General features: G+C 49.0%; 13 protein-coding genes. 4 read left to right on the plus strand and 9 right to left on the minus strand.

Annotated elements, in window-relative coordinates; all coding sequences use genetic code 11:
• Positions 1-22: 22 nt before the first annotated feature.
• Together FHS17_RS20395 and FHS17_RS20400 are read right to left on the minus strand one after the other, a co-directional pair.
• The gene (locus FHS17_RS20395) at positions 23-3,115 is read right to left on the minus strand and encodes an AAA family ATPase (RefSeq protein WP_167280285.1); all 3,093 of its coding nucleotides are present in this window, start codon (positions 3,113-3,115) and stop codon (positions 23-25) included.
• Positions 3,112-4,281: an exonuclease SbcCD subunit D C-terminal domain-containing protein gene (locus tag FHS17_RS20400; protein WP_167280286.1), complete on the minus strand. Its 1,170-nt coding sequence runs from the start codon at positions 4,279-4,281 to the stop codon at positions 3,112-3,114. Before FHS17_RS20400 ends, FHS17_RS20395 begins: the two co-directional genes overlap by 4 nt.
• Positions 4,282-4,439: 158 nt before the next feature.
• Between FHS17_RS20400 and FHS17_RS20405 the strand changes: the two genes are divergently transcribed.
• The gene (locus FHS17_RS20405) at positions 4,440-5,699 is read left to right on the plus strand and encodes an MFS transporter (protein ID WP_167280287.1); all 1,260 of its coding nucleotides are present in this window, start codon (positions 4,440-4,442) and stop codon (positions 5,697-5,699) included.
• Positions 5,700-5,984: 285 nt separating this feature from the next.
• The gene (locus tag FHS17_RS20410) at positions 5,985-6,734 is read left to right on the plus strand and encodes an MBL fold metallo-hydrolase (RefSeq protein ID WP_167280288.1); all 750 of its coding nucleotides are present in this window, start codon (positions 5,985-5,987) and stop codon (positions 6,732-6,734) included.
• Positions 6,735-6,824: 90 nt separating this feature from the next.
• Here FHS17_RS20410 and FHS17_RS20415 read toward each other — a convergent pair whose 3' ends face one another.
• A complete protein-coding gene (locus tag FHS17_RS20415; protein ID WP_167280289.1) occupies positions 6,825-7,130 on the minus strand; it encodes an antibiotic biosynthesis monooxygenase family protein in 306 nt (101 codons plus the stop codon).
• 39 nt (positions 7,131-7,169) lie between these two features.
• Between FHS17_RS20415 and FHS17_RS20420 the strand changes: the two genes are divergently transcribed.
• Complete coding sequence (locus tag FHS17_RS20420; protein ID WP_167280290.1) at positions 7,170-8,084, plus strand: sugar phosphate isomerase/epimerase; 915 nt, start codon at positions 7,170-7,172, stop codon at positions 8,082-8,084.
• Positions 8,085-8,187: 103 nt separating this feature from the next.
• Here the strand turns inward: FHS17_RS20420 and FHS17_RS20425 are convergent, their stop codons facing one another.
• Positions 8,188-9,321, minus strand: a complete 1,134-nt coding sequence (locus FHS17_RS20425) for a zinc-dependent alcohol dehydrogenase (protein WP_167280291.1) — start codon at positions 9,319-9,321, stop codon at positions 8,188-8,190.
• A 111-nt stretch (positions 9,322-9,432) separates the two neighbouring features.
• Positions 9,433-11,037: a hypothetical protein gene (locus FHS17_RS20430; RefSeq protein ID WP_167280292.1), complete on the minus strand. Its 1,605-nt coding sequence runs from the start codon at positions 11,035-11,037 to the stop codon at positions 9,433-9,435.
• Between the two features lie 204 nt (positions 11,038-11,241).
• Between FHS17_RS20430 and FHS17_RS20435 the strand changes: the two genes are divergently transcribed.
• On the plus strand, positions 11,242-11,994 hold the full coding sequence (locus FHS17_RS20435; protein WP_167280293.1) for a DeoR/GlpR family DNA-binding transcription regulator: 753 nt from the start codon (positions 11,242-11,244) through the stop codon (positions 11,992-11,994).
• Between the two features lie 116 nt (positions 11,995-12,110).
• On the opposite strand, the gene FHS17_RS20440 is transcribed toward FHS17_RS20435, so the two are convergent.
• The 4 genes from FHS17_RS20440 to FHS17_RS20455 all read right to left on the minus strand — a co-directional run bounded on the left by FHS17_RS20440 (position 12,111) and on the right by FHS17_RS20455 (position 21,154).
• Positions 12,111-14,126 (minus strand): GxGYxYP domain-containing protein, encoded by a 2,016-nt coding sequence (locus FHS17_RS20440; RefSeq protein WP_167280294.1) that lies wholly within the window; start codon positions 14,124-14,126, stop codon positions 12,111-12,113.
• Positions 14,127-14,159: 33 nt separating this feature from the next.
• Positions 14,160-16,352, minus strand: coding sequence for a hypothetical protein (locus FHS17_RS20445; protein WP_208420480.1), 2,193 nt, complete (start codon positions 16,350-16,352; stop codon positions 14,160-14,162).
• Between the two features lie 72 nt (positions 16,353-16,424).
• Positions 16,425-19,421, minus strand: coding sequence for an alpha-mannosidase (locus tag FHS17_RS20450; protein ID WP_167280295.1), 2,997 nt, complete (start codon positions 19,419-19,421; stop codon positions 16,425-16,427).
• 284 nt (positions 19,422-19,705) lie between these two features.
• Positions 19,706-21,154 carry an extracellular solute-binding protein gene (locus FHS17_RS20455; protein WP_167280296.1) on the minus strand — a complete coding sequence of 483 codons (1,449 nt, stop codon included), beginning with the start codon at positions 21,152-21,154 and terminating at the stop codon, positions 19,706-19,708.
• Positions 21,155-21,180 lie beyond the last annotated feature (26 nt).

The raw sequence follows: 21,180 nt of genomic DNA on the forward strand, positions 1-21,180 counted from the left end.
AGGATGGTGTCAAGTGCTGACCTTATTTTACCGAAATAGACGTTCGGCTATAGCCTTCCTTCGTCTTGTATACTTCAAGACTTGCAGGGAAAGCCTGCTTTAATTCCTGCACGTGAGAGATAACACCAATCATACGGCCTGAACGCTGCAGATCTACTAGTGCCTCGATCGCTTTGTTCAGAGAGTCTTCATCAAGGGAACCAAAGCCTTCATCAATGAACATCATTTCAATAGAGACACCGCCTTGATACGATTGAATAACATCCGTCATCCCTAGCGCCAGGCAAAGCGAAGCATTAAATTTCTCCCCGCCAGACATTGTCTTCACATCACGATTCTGCCCCGTATAAGCATCGTAAACATCAAGCCCAAGACCACTCTGCTTTCCACGTGTCTCCAGCCGGTCGCTTCGTTGCAGAACGAACTGTCCGCCAGACAGATGACGGAGCCGGGCATTCGCCGCATGCAAAATCTGCTCCAAATATTCAATAAGGATATAACGTTCGAATGAAATTTTGAGTGCATTGTCACCTTTAAGCATTTGGTACAAATCAAGCACCTGCGCAAGCTTCGCCTCGAGCTCCTTCACTCTTACAGACGCTTGATCAATGGATGTCTTCAGTCTTCCGGCATCATCGGCGAAACGTGCCGCGATCTGCAAAGCATTACCTGCTGCTTCAATACGTCGTTTCATGTCCGTTATCTCGGCGTTCAGGAGCTCGATATCTGCCTGCTCTTTGCCGGCAAGCTCCAGCTCGAGCTCGTCAATCCGCTTCCTCACAGCTGCGACGGCCGTTTTGTAAGCTTCGATCTGAGCTTTAAGCGTCCGGCTCTCCGGCTCCGGCATATGCGCCTCCTGGAAGCTTGTCATGGAATCAAACTCCGCTTTGACCAGTTCTTCTTCCAGACGTTTCACCGCTAGTGTCATGTTGTTCTTCGCATCAATCAGCTGCAGCTCAGTTTGCTCCGCATGTGCCTGCTCCTCTGCGAACTTGGCGCGCATTCGAAGCAATTGGTCCTGCGCCTCCTTCCAAGCTGCGGCAAGAGATTCCGCTAAGGAACGCTGCTCCTTCAACCTCTGTTCCATTAGCTTTGGTGAACGAAGGGACTCTGGAATACGCTCAAGCTCTTTCGACAGTGCCGACTGCTTAGCACCTTTCTCTACCGCAATCTGCTGCTGTTCCGTCTGCAGCTGATCCTTCGCCTGTTGCAGCCGATCAAGCTGCTGTTCCAGCTCTTCTGCCTTCAGCTTCAGCTGCTTGGATTGCTCCGCTTGCTTCTGCAGACGTTCCGCTTCCTCATTCAGCTGCTTCCAGCGCTGCCTCAAGGAAGTCTGCTGCTCTGCTAGTCCAGATGCTTCAGCGCCATACTCTGCCAGCTCTGCCGCGCTGCCTTCCCAGCTCGAACGTGCAGAAGCAGCCTGAAGCTTGGCTTCGTTCAGCTCACGTTCAACCTGCGACAGCTGCTCCTTCGCCAGTTGAAGCTGCTCCCGTGAAGGCACAGCTTCCGCAGTAACAGCTTTACCTGGATGCTCCTCACTTCCGCATACCGGACATGGCTGACCGTCATGAAGATGGGCGGCCAACAGGCTTGCCTGCCCTTCAACCCAGATCCGCTCTAACTGATCATGCTCATCACGTTTATGAGTAAGAGATTGGGTCCTCTCTTCAATAAGGGTAGAGTAAACAGCAAGTTCCTTCTCCAGTTCAATCAGCTTGGAAATATACTTGCCTGTCTGCAGCACCTGACTCCGCTGCTCGATGATAGCGGGCAGCATCTCAGCATCGCTCTCGAAGGCTTTGAGCTGCGCCGCAAGCGCCTGCTTTGCTCCCTTCGCTTCGGCGATTTGCGCTTCTGCAGCCGTAAGCTTCGTGGCTCCGCTCTTCTCCGCAGCAGCGAGCTGCTCCACCGCTACGCGCTGCCCCTCCAGCGTCTGCACGGCTGGCGCCAGCTCCGCCAGCTTGTGCAGCTCACGCTCTGCTGCCTGCCGCTCCTCGCCGCGTTCCTCCTCGCGGCGATACCGCTCCTCAGCCGCCGCAAGCGCCTCCTTCGCGGCATCCGCCGCCTGGCGCCGCATGTCGCGTGCCTGCTGCTTCGCTGCGGCATCCCGCTCCGCTCGACCTGCCTGCTCCGCATACGGCACAAGCAGCGCCGCGCGTTCCGCGAGCAACAGCCGCCGCTCGCGCTCCACATACTCGCTGCGCTGCGCCACTAGCTGCTCCTGCTTCGCCTTCTCGCCAGCCAGCTCGGCGAACCTCGCCTGCAGCGCCAGCTCCCCGCGCAGCGCCAGCTCCTGCTCATCAAGCATTCGCTGCAGCTCTTTTTTCCCCGCTTCGCCTTCCGTCATAAGCTGGCGATAGTAGCTGATCTCCTGCTCCAAAGCTTCCGACAGCTGCGCAGCACTATACAGCTCTTGAGCAAGAGTCTGCGCAAGCGTACTGCCTTCTCTTCTTGGAATATTGTCCGCTGCCTGCTTCATGAAATGATCAACGCTGATCTTTGCTTCCTTCAGAGAATCACCAAGCTCCCGATTCTGCTGCTGAAATCGCGTCTCAAGCCGTTGATACAGCTCCGTCCGGAAGATCCGTCTCAGAATCTCTTCTTTGTTATCCGTATCCGATGTAAGCAGCTTGCGGAATTCGCCTTGCGGCAGCATGACGATCTGATTAAACTGCTCCTTCGAGAGGCCAATAATCGTCTCAAGCTTGGCATTCACATCCCCAACCGTGAACCGGTCAACGACGGGAACCACTTCGCCGTCTGTCAATTCATACAGCTCCGCTTTACCGCCTGTCTCGCTCTTGTTCGCGCCTTTCCGATGAGGAAGCTGACGGAAAACCCGATACGTCCGGCGCCCAACCGCAAAATCCAATTCTACCGCTGTATGCTTCTCATCGTCAGCGAAATGACTCCGCAGCATACGCGGCTCCGAGCGGTCTTCACCACTTGCCGTGCCGTACAGCGCAAAACAAATCGCATCAAAAATCGTTGTTTTGCCCGCTCCGGTGCTGCCGGAAATAACAAACAGCCGATGCTGGCCAAGTTCGCCAAAATCAACGATCTCTGCGTCCCGGTATGGACCAAAGGCCGTCATCGTAATTTTGAGAGGTCTCATCGTACTTCACCCTCCTCTCGAAGCAATCCGCCAAACGCATCTGCAAACAGCTTTTTCTTTGGCTCATCCAGCGGTACACCTTTCACTTCCAGATAAAATGATTCAAATAAGCTGACCGGATCCGCTTCACTTCTGCGTGCAGCCTCCTCCGGTGTATCCCCTGCTTCACCTGTTCCGCGGACAGCCGTTATTCTACGCTCCACATGCAGCGCATTTGGATAAACCGCCCGAACCTTTTCCATCGGGAAAAGCACGGGGTTATCATTCAGCAGCGTAACGAATACGTAATCATCACATACCGGATGAGCTTCAATCTCTTCAATTGGGCCCGTAATCCGCCGCATATCACGCAAAGGCTTCAACTCACGCTTTTCAACACTGACATTCCCGTCTCCATCTATGTTCACGACCAAATAACCTTTGTTGTGATGCTCCTCGGATATGGAGTATTTCAGAGGCGAACCGGCATATCTGATTTTTTCACTGCCGACAAAATGCGCCTGATGTAAATGCCCAAGCGCGGTATAATGGAAGGGCTCGAAATACGCAGCCCGAACATGCTCGGCACCACCAATCGCTAGAGGGCGTTCCGAATCACTAGTATTAGGCTCAGCAGCACCCGTCGCCGTCACGAAAGCATGTCCGACTAAAATATGTCTTGCCGCCGGATCCATTTGCCCGGTAATGCGGCTCGTAATCGCTAGCATCGCCTCGTCATGCGTCCGGATGCTCTCGTCATTAAAAGCATGACGCACCTGTGCAGGATCGGCATAAGGCACAAGATGCACATGCACCTCGCCGTCCGCATCCCTCAGTACAACGGGCTTATGCTCCTCCCGCAGCCTTCCGGCAATATGAAGCCCACGGCTCTCCATCATCGCGGTCCCGAAATCGATCCGATCCGGGCTATCATGATTACCGGAGATGGCAAGCACTGGCGTATCCAGCTCAACTACGATTTGTTCCAGCAATTCATCCAGCAGATCAACCGCTTCCGTTGGCGGAACAGCCCTGTCATACAGGTCGCCAGCAATAATGACCGCATCCGGCCGTTCTTCCTCAATTGCACGTACAAATTGCTCCAGCACATAACGCTGGTCTTCTGTCATATATACACCCTGCACAAGCTTGCCTAAATGCCAGTCTGCAGTATGAAAAAATTTCACTCTATGAACATCCCTTTCCATCCTACTGTACCTAGATACCGTAACCGTACATATATTCGCGTTTCGACGGCATTTTCCTTCCTGCAAATATTTCCCCTATGCCCGAACAATGGTACATTAGTAGACGGACTTCATAGATTACGAAGCAGGAGGAACACATGCAAACAGAGCTAGAAGCAAGACATAAGCGGTCTTTATTCAGCAACCATACGCTGCTGCTGGCCGTCGTATTTGGCGGATTTCTTATATTTGGATTTTCGGAAAACATCAAAGGCCCCGCTATACCACGTATGCAGGCTGATTTCTCACTAAATGAAGCGCAGATTGGTATGCTGCTCGCCTTAAATTCACTAGGTTATTTGATTGCCTGCAGCTTTACCGGTTCGTTAGTCAAAAAAATCGGCATTAAGCTGACGACTCTTCTCGCTTTTGGCTCCATGGTCGTATCGGGCTTCTGCCTGTATTTCTCTGCTACCTATTCAACAATGGTGTTGTCTTATTTCTTCATGTATATCGGCAACGGTCTGCTGGAGATAGCACTAGCCATTCTGGCAGCCCAAATCTTCACCCGCAATACCGGTACGATGATGAACCTTGCTCATTTCTTCTATGGGTTAAGCTCAATGGTAGCGCCAATTATGGCGGCTAATCTGATGGGGGTCCAGTTCCTTGGCTCGGAGCTTGGCTGGCGCGGGATGTATTGCCTGATGCTGTCACTGACGCTGCTTCCGATGATTCCAACGATCTTCGCAAAATCACCAAAGCAGGAAGAAAAACAGGGGGAACGTCTATCGCTGAAGCAATATATACGGGACAAAGCAGCATGGCTGCTCGTTGGTGTCCTCTCTCTTGGCGTTATATCTGAGCTGTCAATTGGAAGCTGGCTGGTTAACTTTCTGGAGAAAGCCTATGGTTGGAGCAGTGATGCATCGGCTGGCATGCTGTCCGCATTCTTCTTCTGCTTCATGCTTGCGAGGCTTATACTTGGTCCCGTTACAGATAAAATCGGGTATACGATGTCACTTATCCTATTGTCAGCTTTCTCTGGACTGTGTTCTATAGCAGCCGTTATCGCGGGAGAACCAGGCGCCTTCCTATTTGCCGCAGCTGGCATTGGAATCGCGCCAATCTATCCGACAGTTATGGCATTAATCGCTAGACGGTATTCGAAAGAAACGGATACCGCCATTACGTTCACAGTAACGCTAATGGGAGTTGCTACAGTTGCGGGGAACTACTTAATTGGGCTTATTACAGAACTGTTCAAGGATGGGTTCGCCGATTCGGAACAACCGAAAGCCGGCTTAATTGCTGGTCTTCAAGCGGGGTATTACTTTATCGGCGTATGTGCCCTGCTCTGCTCAATCATGTCTATTGTGCTGTACCGTCATTTGAAAAAACGCGGCGCTTTATTATAAAAGAAGGCTGCTCTCTCATCATCAAGATGATCGGAGCAGCCTTCTTTTTCTATATGCTTAAGAGCAACCACAACCACTAATCGTTGTAACCAACGTAGTTACAACTAAAACATAAGTCAACAACCGCTCTTTTAGGCTTCTTCATCCCAGAATTAATCTATTGACAAATAAATATTTATGTGTTATAATATAATATTTTACTATTTACATACGCTTGTAATGTCTATAAAATGGTCACATGACCTCGGCCGGGTCCCTTCATTTTGTACGAGGAGTGTGACCAATATGCTTATTCAGCAAGGAATTGCTATGCTTTCGATAAGTACCCCTGTAATGGGGAAAATGGATACCGTTCACCCTGTACTTCTATGGGATGAACAATCCGTAGTTCTGCTGGACACCGGTTACCCTGCTCAGCTTAAGCAGCTTCAAGCTGCTATAGATGCTGCAGGAGCGGATCGGAGCAAGCTTTCTCATATGATTATTACCCATCAGGACATCGATCATATCGGAAATTTACCGGAATTGGTTGAACAGACCTCATCTAAGCCCGAAGTTATGGCGCACCCACTTGAGAAACCATATATACAAGGCGATAAAAGGCTCATCCGTTTTACTGATGAAGCGATTGCTAGCATAGACCTTATGCCGGATTCGGTGCCTGAATCATTCCGTAACGGACTAAAGAGACTAATGCTCCACCCGCCAAAAGCGAACGTCGACCGTGATCTCGCTCACGGCCAGTATCTTTCGTTATGCGGGGGCATCACGGTTATTGATACGCCGGGCCATACACCTGGACATATCAGCCTTTATCATGAGCCATCCCGGACCTTAATTGCCGGGGATGCACTCATAGTCAAGGATGGCGAGCTGTTTGGAGCTGATCCTGCAACAACACTTGATCCAGAAACGGCACAAGCATCTATTACAAAGCTGCTCGACATCGATATTGAGGCCATCATTTGTTATCATGGCGGGTTATTTAATACGAGGGTTATGGAACGGCTTGCTGAGCTCGCCTCCCATAAATAACAAAAAGGCGAAGCAGAAATTTCTGCTCCGCCTTTTTCCTTTTTCGAAAGGAAACCATCTCGGGGATGGAGAATATTTCCTAATCTATTTTTAAAAAGAATATTCTCTTTCTACCTTACAGATTCGCACTTTGTAGCTCTCATACCAAGCTTGCCTGCCTTTTTCCTGGGCAACCAGATGCTCCTCGTTTTGCTTCCAGCTGCGAATCGCTTCAAGACTCTCCCAATACGAAACGGTTATACCAGAGCCTGCTGCATCACGAACGCTTTCCGCATCAATAAATCCAGGCTGCTTCCGGGCGAGTTCATCCATTCGATCAGCCATTTCAGAATATCCGTGATCACCTTCATTCCGTTGGCTTGTAAAGATGACAGCATAGTACGTTGTTGGTTTCATAACGAATCTCTCCTCATCTTGTAAAGGGGTTACACATTCATGAATCGCTTCCTAATCGGGCAATACGGACATTTTGATTACAACAAATTCTATAGAGATTATAAAACAGACTTCTACGGGATAGAAGCTTGTTTATTTCAAGAAGAGCAGGATATTACCAATCTAGTCCAAGAATCCCACAAGACTGATTACCGGATTGGCATTCATTTTCCGCTTCGGGCTGGTCTATCAAATCTCCGGGATGCTCTATTTCTTGCGCAGGATGATACCATCCGATCAGATGCTTATTCGATTGTTGAACAAGAATTGGTTTATATCACTTCACGTATGAAGCCGGACTATATTCTTTTTCATTATCCGAAGCCAGTCCTTCTTGATAATCGAGTAGATTGGACGAGCTGGCGGTTTGATGACCGGATGGAATTTGAGTATGAAAGTGAATATCCCTTCGAGGAGTTTAAGCAGCGCAGTGATGTTTTGTTCGAATGGCTTTCTTGGAAGAGTGCGGAGTATGGTTTTACACCTGTTCTGGAGTTTGATGCTTTGAACAGATATATCTATGAACAAGACTATTTGCAGAAGAAGTTGGAGCAACACAGCGACATTAAGCTATGTTTAGATACGGCGAGGCTTTATCTTCAGGAACAGATTGATCCTCATTTCAATGCACTGACAGTGCTTGAGCAATATGCCAAGTATGCCGCAGCAATTCATCTCTCCAATATGCAGATGGTTGACGGAAGCATTACGCAGAGCCGGATGCCTGTCCTGCCTAATCAGCATCCAAGCGACGGCTGGGCTCCGATTGAGGAGTATTTGCGTATCATTTTTCAAGAGAATCCAGAAGTAAGAATCATGTTCGAGCATCGCTCGGAAAAGGTCACCGATGAGCAGCTGGAGCAATGTTATCGCTGGGTGGAGCGCATGATGGAAGAAGCACATTCCAATCACTAGTGAGGGAAAAATCGGAAGGCCATGCTTGCTCCGGCTAGACTGTTGTTCATTTTCAAACAGACCAATAACCGGAGCATGTATGGCGGAGAAATTAGTGGTATGGTTATGGCTTCAATATAACTTTAATGCAATTATCCTCACGATTATTAAAGAGATGATAGCCATGGCTGGCTTCATCCAATGGGAGACTGTGCGTGATAATCGCTTTAGGATCAAACTCTCCGTTTACGATTTTCTTGTACAATTCAGGCATATAGTGGAGGGCCGGCGCTTGTCCCATCTTAAGCGTTATATTTCTGGCGAAAAAAGCGCCTAACGGGAAGGCATTATAATTAGAGCCATAAACACCTGTAATTTGCACGGTCCCGCCTTTACGAACGGCTTTGGTCGAAATCTGGATCGGGCCTAATGTTCCGCCTTGCAGCTTAAGTTTCTGTTCAATATATTCAAGCGGTGATTTCTTGCCGTCCATTCCGACGCAATCAATGACAACATCTGCACCGCCATGCGTAATCTCCTTCAGGTGTTCCCCCATATCATCCTGCTTTGTGAAATCGAAGGTTTCCACCTGACTCATATTTTTGGCATGATGCAGCCGATATTGCAGATAATCAACCGCAATAACCCGCTTAGCCCCCTTCATCCAGGCGAACTTCTGCGCCATCAAGCCTACTGGCCCGCAGCCTAGTACAACAACGGTATCGCCTTCCTTAACGCCGGCATTTTCGACGCTCCAATATGCGGTAGGCAGAACATCGGACAGAAACAACAACGATTCATCCTCCAGTTCGCAGGATGGCGGAATAACAAGCGGCATTACATTACCAAACGGTACACGAAGGTACTCAGCCTGGCCTCCAGGGTAATTGCCGAACTTCTCGGTATAGCCAAAATAACCGCCTGAATCATAATGCGGATTACTGTTATCACATTGACTTTCGAGGTCATGCTTGCAATAGAAGCATTGGCCGCAGGAAACGGTGAAAGGGATGACGACACGGTCCCCTTTTTTCACTCGAGTCACTTCTGGACCTACCTCTTCCACGATTCCCATCGGCTCATGTCCTATAATATAGCCTTCCGGCAAGGGCATACTCCCTTGATAAAGATGGAGATCCGAACCGCAAATAGCTGTACTTGTGATGCGAACGATAATATCGTCATTCTTCTCAATTGCAGGATCCTGAACTTCCTTCACTTTAACCGAGTGCGATCCTTGATACGTTACGGCTTTCATTGCTACACCTCTACTAATCGGATTATGACATTCTTCCATGAGAAGACACTCTCATATTATGCAAAGAAAAAGGGGAAAGAATTCCTCATTGGAATCTTCCCCTTTTGTAACTTATTTAGGATTAGCCGAATAAAGTCCGCTCGTCAGCTCAAGGATGTCTTGGCTACTGATTCCCCTATAGGTGATTGTGCCTTTCTGACTGCCAAGCAGTTCCATCGTGAAGCTTGTCGGATCAAACTGTTCTGCGAGAGAAGATACATTAAGAATCCCAAGTAACTTGGCTTCCTCTAGCCCTATCACTTCAACTGCAATTGCTGCAGGTTCCCCATGTAGACGAACCTGATTGTAAGTATCTAATTCCTCGACCGAATAGCGGCCTTTCAGCAAGATTGAAACATAGCAATTTTGCACCTGACCAAACAAACCCGCTTCTTCCATGATCCATGTCCCTTTTGGAAGGATACCAATGATTTCTTGATGCGGATTGTCTTCAGGAACAGGAAATACCGTTAAAATTCGATTCTTAACGTACAAGACCTGAGCATATTCGCTTTGATGCCTTGGATCGCCATCTCTGTAACCCTCTCCTGGATGGAAAAAGGTCAGCTGGTTGACGCTATTATCCGCCGTTACCGGGAAAGATACCAGCCACCGAATTTGCTCATTATCAAACTCCTTAACCCGCTCCCATATCCCACCGGATGCAAAATCCTTCGTCACGTAAACATAGGAATGAAGAGGGATTTCTTCACCGGTATCAATCTTCACAATTTGTTTATGGACTTCAGAAGGCTCTTGGCGCTGCAACGCCCGTTGGCGGGCCGCTTCCGGCGCCGGATAACAGAAGAAGCCTGCATATTCCGTACGAGGCATATCCTCACCTAGTGGAAAATCGCCAAATTGCACATAATCATGCAGCACGTTACGATCAGCCGGCGCATCATGCGGCCATACGCGGGAATGTGCTCCTACCCATGCGCCTTTCAGATAGAACAATGATCTTTCATTCCATAGGTAGTCGAGAAGTTCCGCAAGATGCTGCTTTAAGCTGTTATCGCTAGTTAGCTCCCATGCACAAGTGAATGCCTGAACCCAATGCCAGAACCATGGCAAAGCACCGTATTCTGGCATGCCTTGTGTTGTTACCCTCACTATCGTTTTCTGCAGGGAATTAATGCCATCCTCAAGCAGCTCCCGATCTTCGTAACGCTGTCCGAATATGATTTTGGCTGCCGTGTATTTCGCCTCATGATGATTAAACATTTGCAGCGGTTTCCGGAAAAAGCCTCCCAGATAAATATGCCGCAGCGCTGTCTCGAACGCTTCTCTTAACTCAGGACTTAATTCTCTCTCATAACGGTTGTAGAAATAAGCCATAAGGCTCCCCATCAGCTCGACAGGAAGCTCATGTGGACGCGCCTGCTCAGGTGATGGATTCAAATTCAGCGGAAAATGGCCGTACAAAGGCAGGTCCGGATCATTTTGCTGAAGCTGAAGCACTTTGGCGAGTACGCTTTCTGCTTTCTTTTTCGCATCAGCAGGGTCATGAAGGATTGCTGGTGATTCTACTGCCGCAGCAAATAAATAAGAAGCATAATAATAGTTATCCCGGATATCATTATGAAACCATAACCCGCTGCCTAGCAAAGGCTGATTCTGCGCTTTCAGAGCGACCGCCTTAACGATCTCCGCTTGGCGCTGCTGTTGTCCATTCATAGGAATGCTCCTCTCTATCGATCCATAAAGTTCATTTGTGTTTATTTTAGTTCATATAATAGAATTAATCATTATGTATTTTGTATATGAACCTATTTAAACCTACTAAATAGGGTATACCTAATAGAAGGACGATCCATCTGGACGTTTCAAAAGGACAAGCGTTAAAATAATAGCAATACCTATAGAACGGATGAACAATAAATGAACCATTTACGCCGATATGAGAGCATTATGGAGGTTCTGCTTACGCAGAAGGAAGTAACTGTTGCCGAGCTTAGCGAACGACTTAACGTAACCGGTAAAACGATCCGCGAGGATTTGACGAAGCTGGAGGAGCAAGGTTTGGTGAAACGAGTACATGGCGGTGCGGTGCTGGCCAACAGTGATCAGTTCGGTATCCTTCCAGTGAAGGAACCTCTCGTGAAGCATTCCGATGAGAAGACCGAAATAGCCGAGACGGCTATGAAGTTCATTAAGAGTAACGATATTATCGCTCTGGACGGCGGAAGCACAACACTTGAGATCGCAAAACGGCTTGATTCCATTCCAGTGACAGTCATTACAAACGATGTGTACATTATCAGCGAGCTGGCTGCAAAAGAAAACGTTCGGCTCGTTGTCCCCGGCGGCTACCGCGTACGTAATGTGCTTGCCGGTCCAGAAGCAGTCGCTTACGTCCGCAGCCTGAACATCAACAAAGCATTTATTTCCGCCACCGGCGTTCATCTCGAATATGGCTTATCCGTCTACACCGGCGACCTGATCGACTTCAAGCAAGCACTAATGGCTACCGCCCGCGAATGCTACGGCGTCGCCGACCATCACAAGTTCGGCCATAGCGCGCTGCGTACATTCGCCCAGCTGTCAGAGCTGACTGCGCTGATTACCGACAAGGGGCTAACAGAAGAAACCGCAGCTGCCTTCCGCGGGGCTGGAGTTCGGGTGGAGAAGTAGCTCCCTAGTGCAATAAAAGAAAAAACGACTTATCTCTCCCTTAATTTTCCTCAAAATAGAGCAGCCCGTCATCAGATAGATGACGGGCTGACCCTTTTGTTGCTGCTTGGAAGCTGCTACTTAGCAGCTGGCTGCACCGGCAGCCCTTTACTCTCTCGCATCAGCTGGAAGTATACATCCGGCCGGACGAACACAACGTCCTTATTGTCTTTATAGTAATTCATGGCATTGACGAAATTCTGATAGTTGACCTGCCAAGGGTTGGCTTGAATCGAGACGAATGACGGGGACTTGCCGTCCCAGCGTTTCAAGCCGTCTGCAACTCCGTCAGTAAGATCGCTCTCCGCACTGCCGTATGCAATATTAAGTTCTTGCCCGGGCAGCGAATTGCCATATACCCCGATCGCACCGGTTCCGAACTGGGAAGTGAAACCAAGCAAGTCAGGAGCATCCTTAGCCAATCGCTCAGCTACCTCAGGCTTAATCTCTCCCTTCACATAGTTCCATATCGTCAGAACGTTCAGGCCAGTTCGCTTCATATACTCATTCGTGCGGGTGAAGAATTTGTCCAAGCCCTCTTCCTTCTCCCAGAAGTTCGGATACGTATACCCAACACCCGAAGGGCCCGAGACAAAGGCATCGTTAGGCGTAGCGGATTTGTACAGATAGTCCAGGATCCCTGGCATCGTATCCAGCATCAGCGGCGAGACTGTCCAGCCGAGCGGAACTTCACCCCGGTTCGGAGAATCCCATACCGTCTTGAAGAAATGCTCCATGTACTGGAGATTATCACCATCGCTAAGAATAAAGGAAACATAGACTTTATTCTCCAGTGCAGGCTTTTCCGGTACTTGCGGCTTCTCGATTGTACGTGATGTACCGCTAAATACACTTAAGTTTGAGGAAAAGTCACTTGCTACTGTCGCGAGTCCGTAATCTGAGGTTTTCTTGACGCCTGCTCCTTCATCCGGCCACCAGCCCAGATATAGCCCGGTACCATAAGGCATATCCTTCATGAATTTACTAAGCATAGCATCTTCATCAGCATCAGCTGGATTCAGCCAAACGACAGCAGCATCAATCCCGATCGCATAATCCCGCAAATACGACTGGATTCCAGGATCAAGGCCAATGATGGCTTTATGGGTTGCATCTTTCCAGTAGTGGTCGTACAGATAGCCATACACTTCAAGCTTGGATTTGAATTTACCGCGCAAATCTTCCAGCACAGGAAGATTGTACGGCTCGCTCGTTAATTTGTCCGCAAGGTTCGGCGGAGCAACCAGCGCATTTTTTAAGCCTGCCATCGTAGTGGCTAGATTAATGGTATCCGGCTGCTGATCGTCGTACACGATAATTCCTTTTAGCTCTGAACGGTATTTGTCCAGCAGCTTCCAGCTGTCATCCACTTCGGTATATTTCTGATTTAAAGCATCCAGCCAGGAAGTATCTGTTGAGCCCCGTACATTATCGGTATACGAATAAATACGCGGCTGCTTCTGATTCACTACTCCTTTCAAGGAAGTGAACAGCAAGTTCTCCTCTTTCCGCAGCGGCCAAAACACCCCAACATCAAACAGCTTCACTGTCGATTTGCCGGTCCATTGGACTCGGAACTCCAGCTCATGCCCTTCACCCGGAGCCGTAAAAGCCAGCTCGAAGCTTTGCGATGCATTTGGCAATTTAAAATCCCAGTTGCGAACATCCTGAGAGGCAAGTACCTTATCTGCTGTCTGATCCCGGACTTCAAGGGATGCTACAACCCCATCCTCATCGGCGAAATTATCGACCTGCAAGTTAAATACAGCCTTTATGTCACCAGCCGGTACTTCCTTACGTCCCGTTACATCCAACATAGCCTTATCTGCAGTATCGGCACCTGCTGTCGCCAGCCAGCCGTTTCCATCCGCTTTACCGGTGTCATGTCCGAAGTTTGTATTCTCTGCCTGATAGTAGTAGTAATCGGTTGTGTAGATCATATCAAGTGTTTCAGCTGGTGTCTGGAAGGAAGGCAGCGCCTGCTTCTCCGGCCAGCGAACGCCTGCCTCTTGCTTATCCGGCCAAACGAAATAAGCCGATACGACTGCCGCAATAATGATAACAAGCGATATCCCTATCATTTTAACTTTCAACCAGACTTCCCCCCATGTTTATATAGGATTGGATTACCAATGAACTTTTACAGCCATACCTGACGGATCATTCGCGTAGCGCAGCAGAAGCGTCGTGCTGCCTTCATCCCATTTGAATTCCACCTGACTACGGATCGACGCACCTTCTTGCCCGAATGTTACTGTTCTAGGTCTGCGAGGACATTGGAAACGGGCAGCCGCCTGTGTACCTGCTGGTCCAAAGGCTACAAATCCAAAGCCGTCTGCACTCTCTTTTACTTCATCAATACGAGAAGCCGCCCCGATTAACTGCACGCCATCTCCTGCTTTACTCAAATCATAGAGCAGCGCTTGCTCGCCAGGCTTCACGGTCACCTGATCAAGAACAGGTAAATTCGCATCCAGCAAATCAATCAGCTTCCCGCTGATTGTATACGGCTCATCACTCACCGATTCATCAAGGACAGCAGCTATGATATAAGGGCCTCTCTGCAAGGCCATACCGTTCTGCTTCTCCCAGCGGAGCTTCTCACCATTGGTAAGGTTTGCGGCTGCAACAGCAGATGCAACCGTTTGTCTAAGCTGCTCGCCCGCTTCCGGTAAGATCGCACATTGCGACGGATGCAGCGGCAAGTATGCGAGACAGCCTTTGCCAACGGCATACTCGCCTGCTGCAAGCTCTGTGTCCAGCCCAAGACTGGCGAATAGATGCTCCATTGGAGAAGCATATTTCTTGCTTCCCTGATTCCACCATTCGCGGACGCCGTGGAAGTCGTCACTGCCGTCTCCCACATAGATCAGAGTGCCGCCTTCCTTCACCCATTCCGCAAGTACATTGTGTAATCCGGATGATTCCGGCTTCATATATTCATAGCTGAGCACCAGTACCCGGTAATCATCCAGGTAACCAGGGAATCTTCCCGCATTGTCCAATTGCACGGGGCGAACGGCTGCGCCATGCTTAAGAAGCGGCAGCGCAAGGCCATAGAAAGGAGACCAGTCCAGCAGTTCCATAAATTCATTCCCTAGTGCTGAAGCTACTTCTGTTCCGTCGTATTTGAAGAAGGCCGCTTCTTCACTCCAGTCCGGATGGTTCCGTTGGTACATCGCGGAATCAGCCAGCAAAAGTCCTACCTGCAGGCCGTCTGTCAGCCATTTGGCATCCTGGCCTTCCATTGTGCCAAGAACATTCAGCACAATTTGCAGCTCCGTTGCGTACGAAGCCGGAATTCTTTCTTTGCCGTCGCCGCCTTCTCTTGGATATTCGCCTTTATAGATCCGTCTTGGCCATGGACATACCTCATAACGGCTGACATGCGGATGCAGAAGGGAAGCAACTAATGTGCGAATGTAGTTGGTACGGTAGTCCTTCCAAGTAAACTTGGGATCATCTGCAATGGGATCATGCAAGAACCACATTCTGCGATCCGTACCGCGGACAAGCTCCTGCATAATGCCATATTCCAAATAAGCGGTCTCGAACGTACGCTCTTTGCGGACACCATTGTAGACATTTGGCGTTTGCGCCGTTCCCGTCCATACCTGTGCGATGTAACCATCCACACCAGGCAATTCAAGCAGCTTCGATTCCGGGCTGACAATACGCCATTGCGTGTAGTTAATCAAGCTATGAGTTGGTACATAAAAGCGAATACGGCGATCGTATTTTTGCATCGCATATTCCTTCAGGGTACTGCAGATCCGGTCGAGTGTCCGCGTGTACAGATAAGCTTTCAGCTTCGAAGCCCGGTATTGCGCATCTACCGAAGCATGCGGCGCCTGCCATGGCTCACGGTAGTAGATCTCCCATTCCCGCTTGAACGCGTCCGAGTATCCGCCTTCTACCCAGAACTCCGGCTCTTCCAGATGGATCGCTTCCACTCCGGCATCAACCGCGATCCGAATCCGTTCGGTCAAAAAATCGGCATAAGCGATTGTTGGTACCATATAGGGGATATCCACGGAGGTGCCGTGAATGATATTCTCATATTTACGGTTTTTCTGGGCTTCATCCCAATGCGTTCTGCCGTCGATTTTCCCATTCAAGTAATCCTGATAGCCGCCCCATGATACGCCAGTCATCAGATGTACGACATAGCCCTTTTCCTTCCAAGCTCGAATACGCTCTTGAAAATCCCCATGAATGCCGTACACCATTACAAAGTCTGTCTGCAGATCGTAAGACGGATCGTAAGACCCGCCTTCCTGAAAGCCTGTCAGTTCCTCACGGCGATCTCTTCTTATCATGAATGTTAGTCCTCCCCATAACTGATTAAATGAAAAAAAGGGGGAAGCTTTCCGGCTAACCCCCTTGCTTAATTATCCTAGTTTTACGCGAAGAGACTTAATTTCGAATGGCTGGAATGTTAATCTATCTACCGCTTTACCGAGCGGATTTTCCATCAGATCCACTTCTTCTATCTCCACACCTGTCACCCCAAAGGCTACCGATGTCTCGGCGAATGTTCCGGATGTTTCATACAGACGGATAATCAGATCATCCGTATCCTCTGCTTTCTTCACCGCTTCCACCATGACATGTGGATTGTCCACTTGAATAAGCGAAGCAAACGAGGCTGTATTACCTGCAGTGCCTTGATCAGACTCTGCTACCGTCAATGGCGTATTAAGCTCATATCCTTTGCGGTACACCTCAGCCTGAATAAAATCGCCGCGATGCGGATAAATCGCATACACGAATTGATGCTCTGCGCGGTCTGCAACCGGGTCTGGATAACTTGGGCTGCGAAGCAAGTTGATGTCCAGCACATTTCGTTCTGCACTGTAGCCATATTTGCTGTCACTGAGCAGCGCTACGCCGTAATCCGGCTGTGAAAGATCAATATATTGATGAGCGCAAATCTCGTCTCTTACGAATTCGATCATATTATTCCGGGTCGTAGGGCGCTTCAAGTAACCAAATTGAATCTCGCAGTTCACATGGTCGGTCATCACTTGTACCGGGAATGAAACGCGAAGCATTTTCTCTGCTTCTTTCCAGTCAGCCTTCGTCTCGAAGCGTACGGTTGTACCCTCTTCATCCAGCACAATACGCTGTACGAGTGTCGATTCCCCGAACTTGTACTGCTGCTCCATCACCACTTGATGACCATCAATAGAATAAGAACTCTCTTCAAGCTTCATGCGGCCAGCCACTGCATCCCGGTAATCTCTTGGGAAATCCCAAGCATCGCCTTTATCGTGATATATCGTAAACACATTAGCCGCTGCACCTGGTGCGATAGACTCTCTGCCTGCCGCTTTATCATAGAGAGACGCGATACTGCCGTCCTGTCCAAACGTGACGCGCAAATAACGGTTCTCCAGTTGACGTTCGCCAGCCCGGAGTCCGGATTGTTCTCCTGCTCCCGTACTAAGCTTCGCTTCTGCAAGGGAGGCAAATCCCATTGGAGGAACCTTCACGGCATAACGTTTACCTTGATGAGCAACGATTTCGTTACGCTCCCACGGCAAAGAGTTAAAGACAACCGCCTGACCTTCCCCTGCCCCGGCCAATCTAGCAGCCTTGGCATAGGTTTGTGCAAGTAATTGCTGCGTTCTGCTATGCATCGCCGCATAACGTTCCAGCGATTCCTCGAACACACGGGTAATCGATGAGCCAGGCAAAATATCATGGAACTGATAGAGAAGTGTCTCTTTCCATATTTCTTCAAGCTCTTCCGACGGATAGGCATTCTCGCCCATCGCCAGCAATAGAGAAGCAGCAAATTCGAGCTCTCTGAGCGACTTTTCCATCTTGCGGTTATACCATTTGTTGCGCGCCTGCGTCGTCAATGTTCCTTGATGCTTCTCCAGATACAACTCCCCGCGATAGGTTTGGAATCGGGATTTCTCCTGCTCCAGCTTGCGGAAGAAAGATAAGGAATCTTCCTGCACGACAGGAGGCAGTCCAAGCAGATTATGCTCACGTGCTAATCGCTCCAGATGCTCCTCGCCTGGCCCCCCGCCACCGTCGCCGATACCAAACAACATCAGGGCATGCTCGGAAACATTACGATCCAGATAGCTGTTCTCAATCTTCGCAAGTGATCTTGGCGCACTTGGGCTGTTATACGTATCTTCCGGCGGAAGGTGTGTCAGCACTTTGCTGCCATCAATACCTTCCCATTCAAAGCTGTGATGAGGATGAGTATTGTACACGTTCCACGACAGCTTTTGCGTCATCATATAATCAACACCGGATTTTCTAAGCAGCTGTGGCAAACTTGCCGAATAACCAAATACATCCGGCAGCCAAAGAATCTTAACCTCTTGGCCAAACTCCTGCTGGTAGAAGCGCTTGCCGTACAAAATCTGCCGCACCAAGGCTTCCCCGCCGGAGATGTTCGTGTCAGGCTCTACCCACATAGCTCCCTGTACTTCCCAGCGTCCTTCTGTAATTCGTTCCTTGATCCGGTCATACAGCTTTGGATAATGCTCTTTCATCCATTGATATAATTGCGGCTGGCTTGCGCCAAACACATAATCCGGGTATTTCTCCATGTTCGTTAACACAGTGGAAAAAGTACGTGCGCCCTTACGGATCGTCTCACGGATCGGCCACAGCCAGGCAAGGTCGATATGAGCATGACCAATAGCACTAACCGTCAGAACAGGATCTCCACCTTGCTTGGAGAGTTCTTTGGCAAGAACTTCTCTAGCGCGCTGTGCAGTCTCTTCATTTATAACTTCAAGCATAAGTGCTGCATCATACAAGCTTTGAATGACACGCTCTTGTCTTGCACTTTTCTCCGCCACATGCTCCGCCAGCTCGAGAAGCACCTCGAAATCGTAGTACAGCTGACGAATCTCCTCGTAACAAATCGCGATATCCGCTTCCTTTAAAGTGCCGCTGCGGTACTTGCCGAACAGATCGTTACAGCCGGCATCTGCCCACAGATCGACCTGCTCTCCAGCAGCCGACATTCCCAGATCAACAACACGTTTGCCAGGTAAACCTAAGCTGAAGTCAAATTCGGAATTAATATTAGTGAGCCCTTGTTTAGGTGAGCCTTCCTCATCAACCAGACAAAGCTCTCCATTAATATCGATCAGCAGAACAGCTTTATGTCCTGCCACGGCATCAGGAACAATCCCTTCAAACCGAAACCATGCGCAATCCCATAAGTTCCCCCATTTATCACCTGGTGTAAGTTCAAGACGTGTACCGTTGTTCCGCTCGGAATAAGGCACCGGTTCCTTCGTCACCCATGCCGTAACCTTCATTGCCGATACGGGTTCGTAGATGGAATCGCGTATTCTCGGCAATAAATCCTTTGCTTTGTGTAGTTTTAATCGATTTATTTCGTATGGCATGTTAGTCACTCCCGGTTTGAAAAAAAGAGGACTGATTAACAGTCCTGTTGTTGGAAGGTGATTGGGTACTTGCTATGAGCTATCGGGATACGGGGTACCTCTTTCAGCCGCTGTTGTCTGCAGGAAAAGTGAACTATTTTTAGTGTGAATATTTCCTGCAGACAAAGGCGGGCGCTATCGCTCTTCAAGAGCTACCCCTGCTCCCTATGCTCTGCTGCGTAAACAATACTTCCAAATCAAACAGGACGTGTTAAGAAAGTCCTCTTTTTTTGTTTTTTTTAAAATTATTTGGTTACTTGCTCTGCTTTCTTTTGGGCGTCGTCAAGGATTGCTTTTACATCGCCTTTGGTCATCAGGGATTTTACGACCGCGTCACCCCAGATTTGCCATACCTTCGAGTTGTCTTTCGCAAAAGTTGGCAAGCCTGAAACATTACCGGACATGGCTTGGTAATGCAGGTACATCTCTGGATGCTTCTCTTTGTATTCCGGCGATTCAGAGATTTCCTTCAGAATCGGGGAGCGTACATTGGAGTCTGCAACCAGCTGTTGAACTTCTTTGCTGTACATCGCTTTGATGTATTCAAATGCTGCTTCTTTGTTCTTCGCAGCTTTTGGCACCGAGTTAAATGCAGCACCAATCGTTACGTTTGCAGCTTGGCCGCTTGGGGACAATGGAATCGGCGACATACCGCAATCGAGTCCACTATCTTTACACTGCTGTACTTGCCAAGGACCATCAATCAGATAGGCTGTTTGCCCTTTTTTCCAAGCATCGAAGTACGTGCCTTCGTTATTGTTAACCATCAAGCCTGCTGGATGATCTGCATTCAGCTCACGAAGCAGGTTGATCGTCTCTACATTCGCATCCGAGTTAAAGGTTGGCAGACCATTCTCATCGGCAAAGCTGCCGCCATTAATACCAATTAGAGCGCCATAGCGCAAGTATCCGCCGAAGTTCGGAGCGCCATAAACGCCACCGCCGTAAAACTTGCCTTTACCGGCTTCTGTTACTTTTTTGGAGTTATCAGCCAGCTCTTGCCAAGTAGTAATCGGCTTCTCAGGATCAATGCCTGCTTCCTTCACCAGCTTCTTGTTCCAATACAGGCTGCTTACGCCAGGCTGCAGGGCAAGACCGTAAATTTTACCTTCATACTCCATCGGCTTCCAAGCAGCCGGCGAGACGTTATTACGGAGCTCATCAGCAATGTCATCAGGGAACGGCTCGAGCAGACCTTGCTGAGCAAAGCCCGGCATTTGTGTTTCACCTACAATAATATCTGGAACATTTTTGGCTAGGAATCCTGCTGTTTCCTTCTGGATCAGCGGCTCGCCCCAACCCCAGTCTTCCGCTTTAATACTGATGTTTTTTTCTTTCAGCTTGCCGGACATGATCTTCTGATAATTAAGCGGGAAAGATTCTACAAGAGTACCTGGCGTGTAATTGATATCAACACCTTGTCCCTTTAATTCCTTCTCTTTTGGTGCAAACAAATCATCCATCTTACCAACACCGATGCCTACAGCACCTTCGTTAAGTACAGTGATCGTTACCGGATCTCCTGAAGCCGCAGCCCCGGTTGATTCAGCCGGCTCTGTTGAAGCAGACTCCGTCGGCTCTGCCGAGTTCTGAGGCTGATTGTTTCCGTTAGAATTGTTGTTACCGCCGCATGCTGTTAATGAGAATGTTAAGAGTGCAGTTACAAACAAGGATGTGATCTTTGTTTTATTCACATAAACCCCTCCAATTTAGGATGATA

Source organism: Paenibacillus lupini (assembly GCF_011761355.1).
Taxonomy (GTDB): domain Bacteria; phylum Bacillota; class Bacilli; order Paenibacillales; family Paenibacillaceae; genus Pristimantibacillus; species Pristimantibacillus lupini.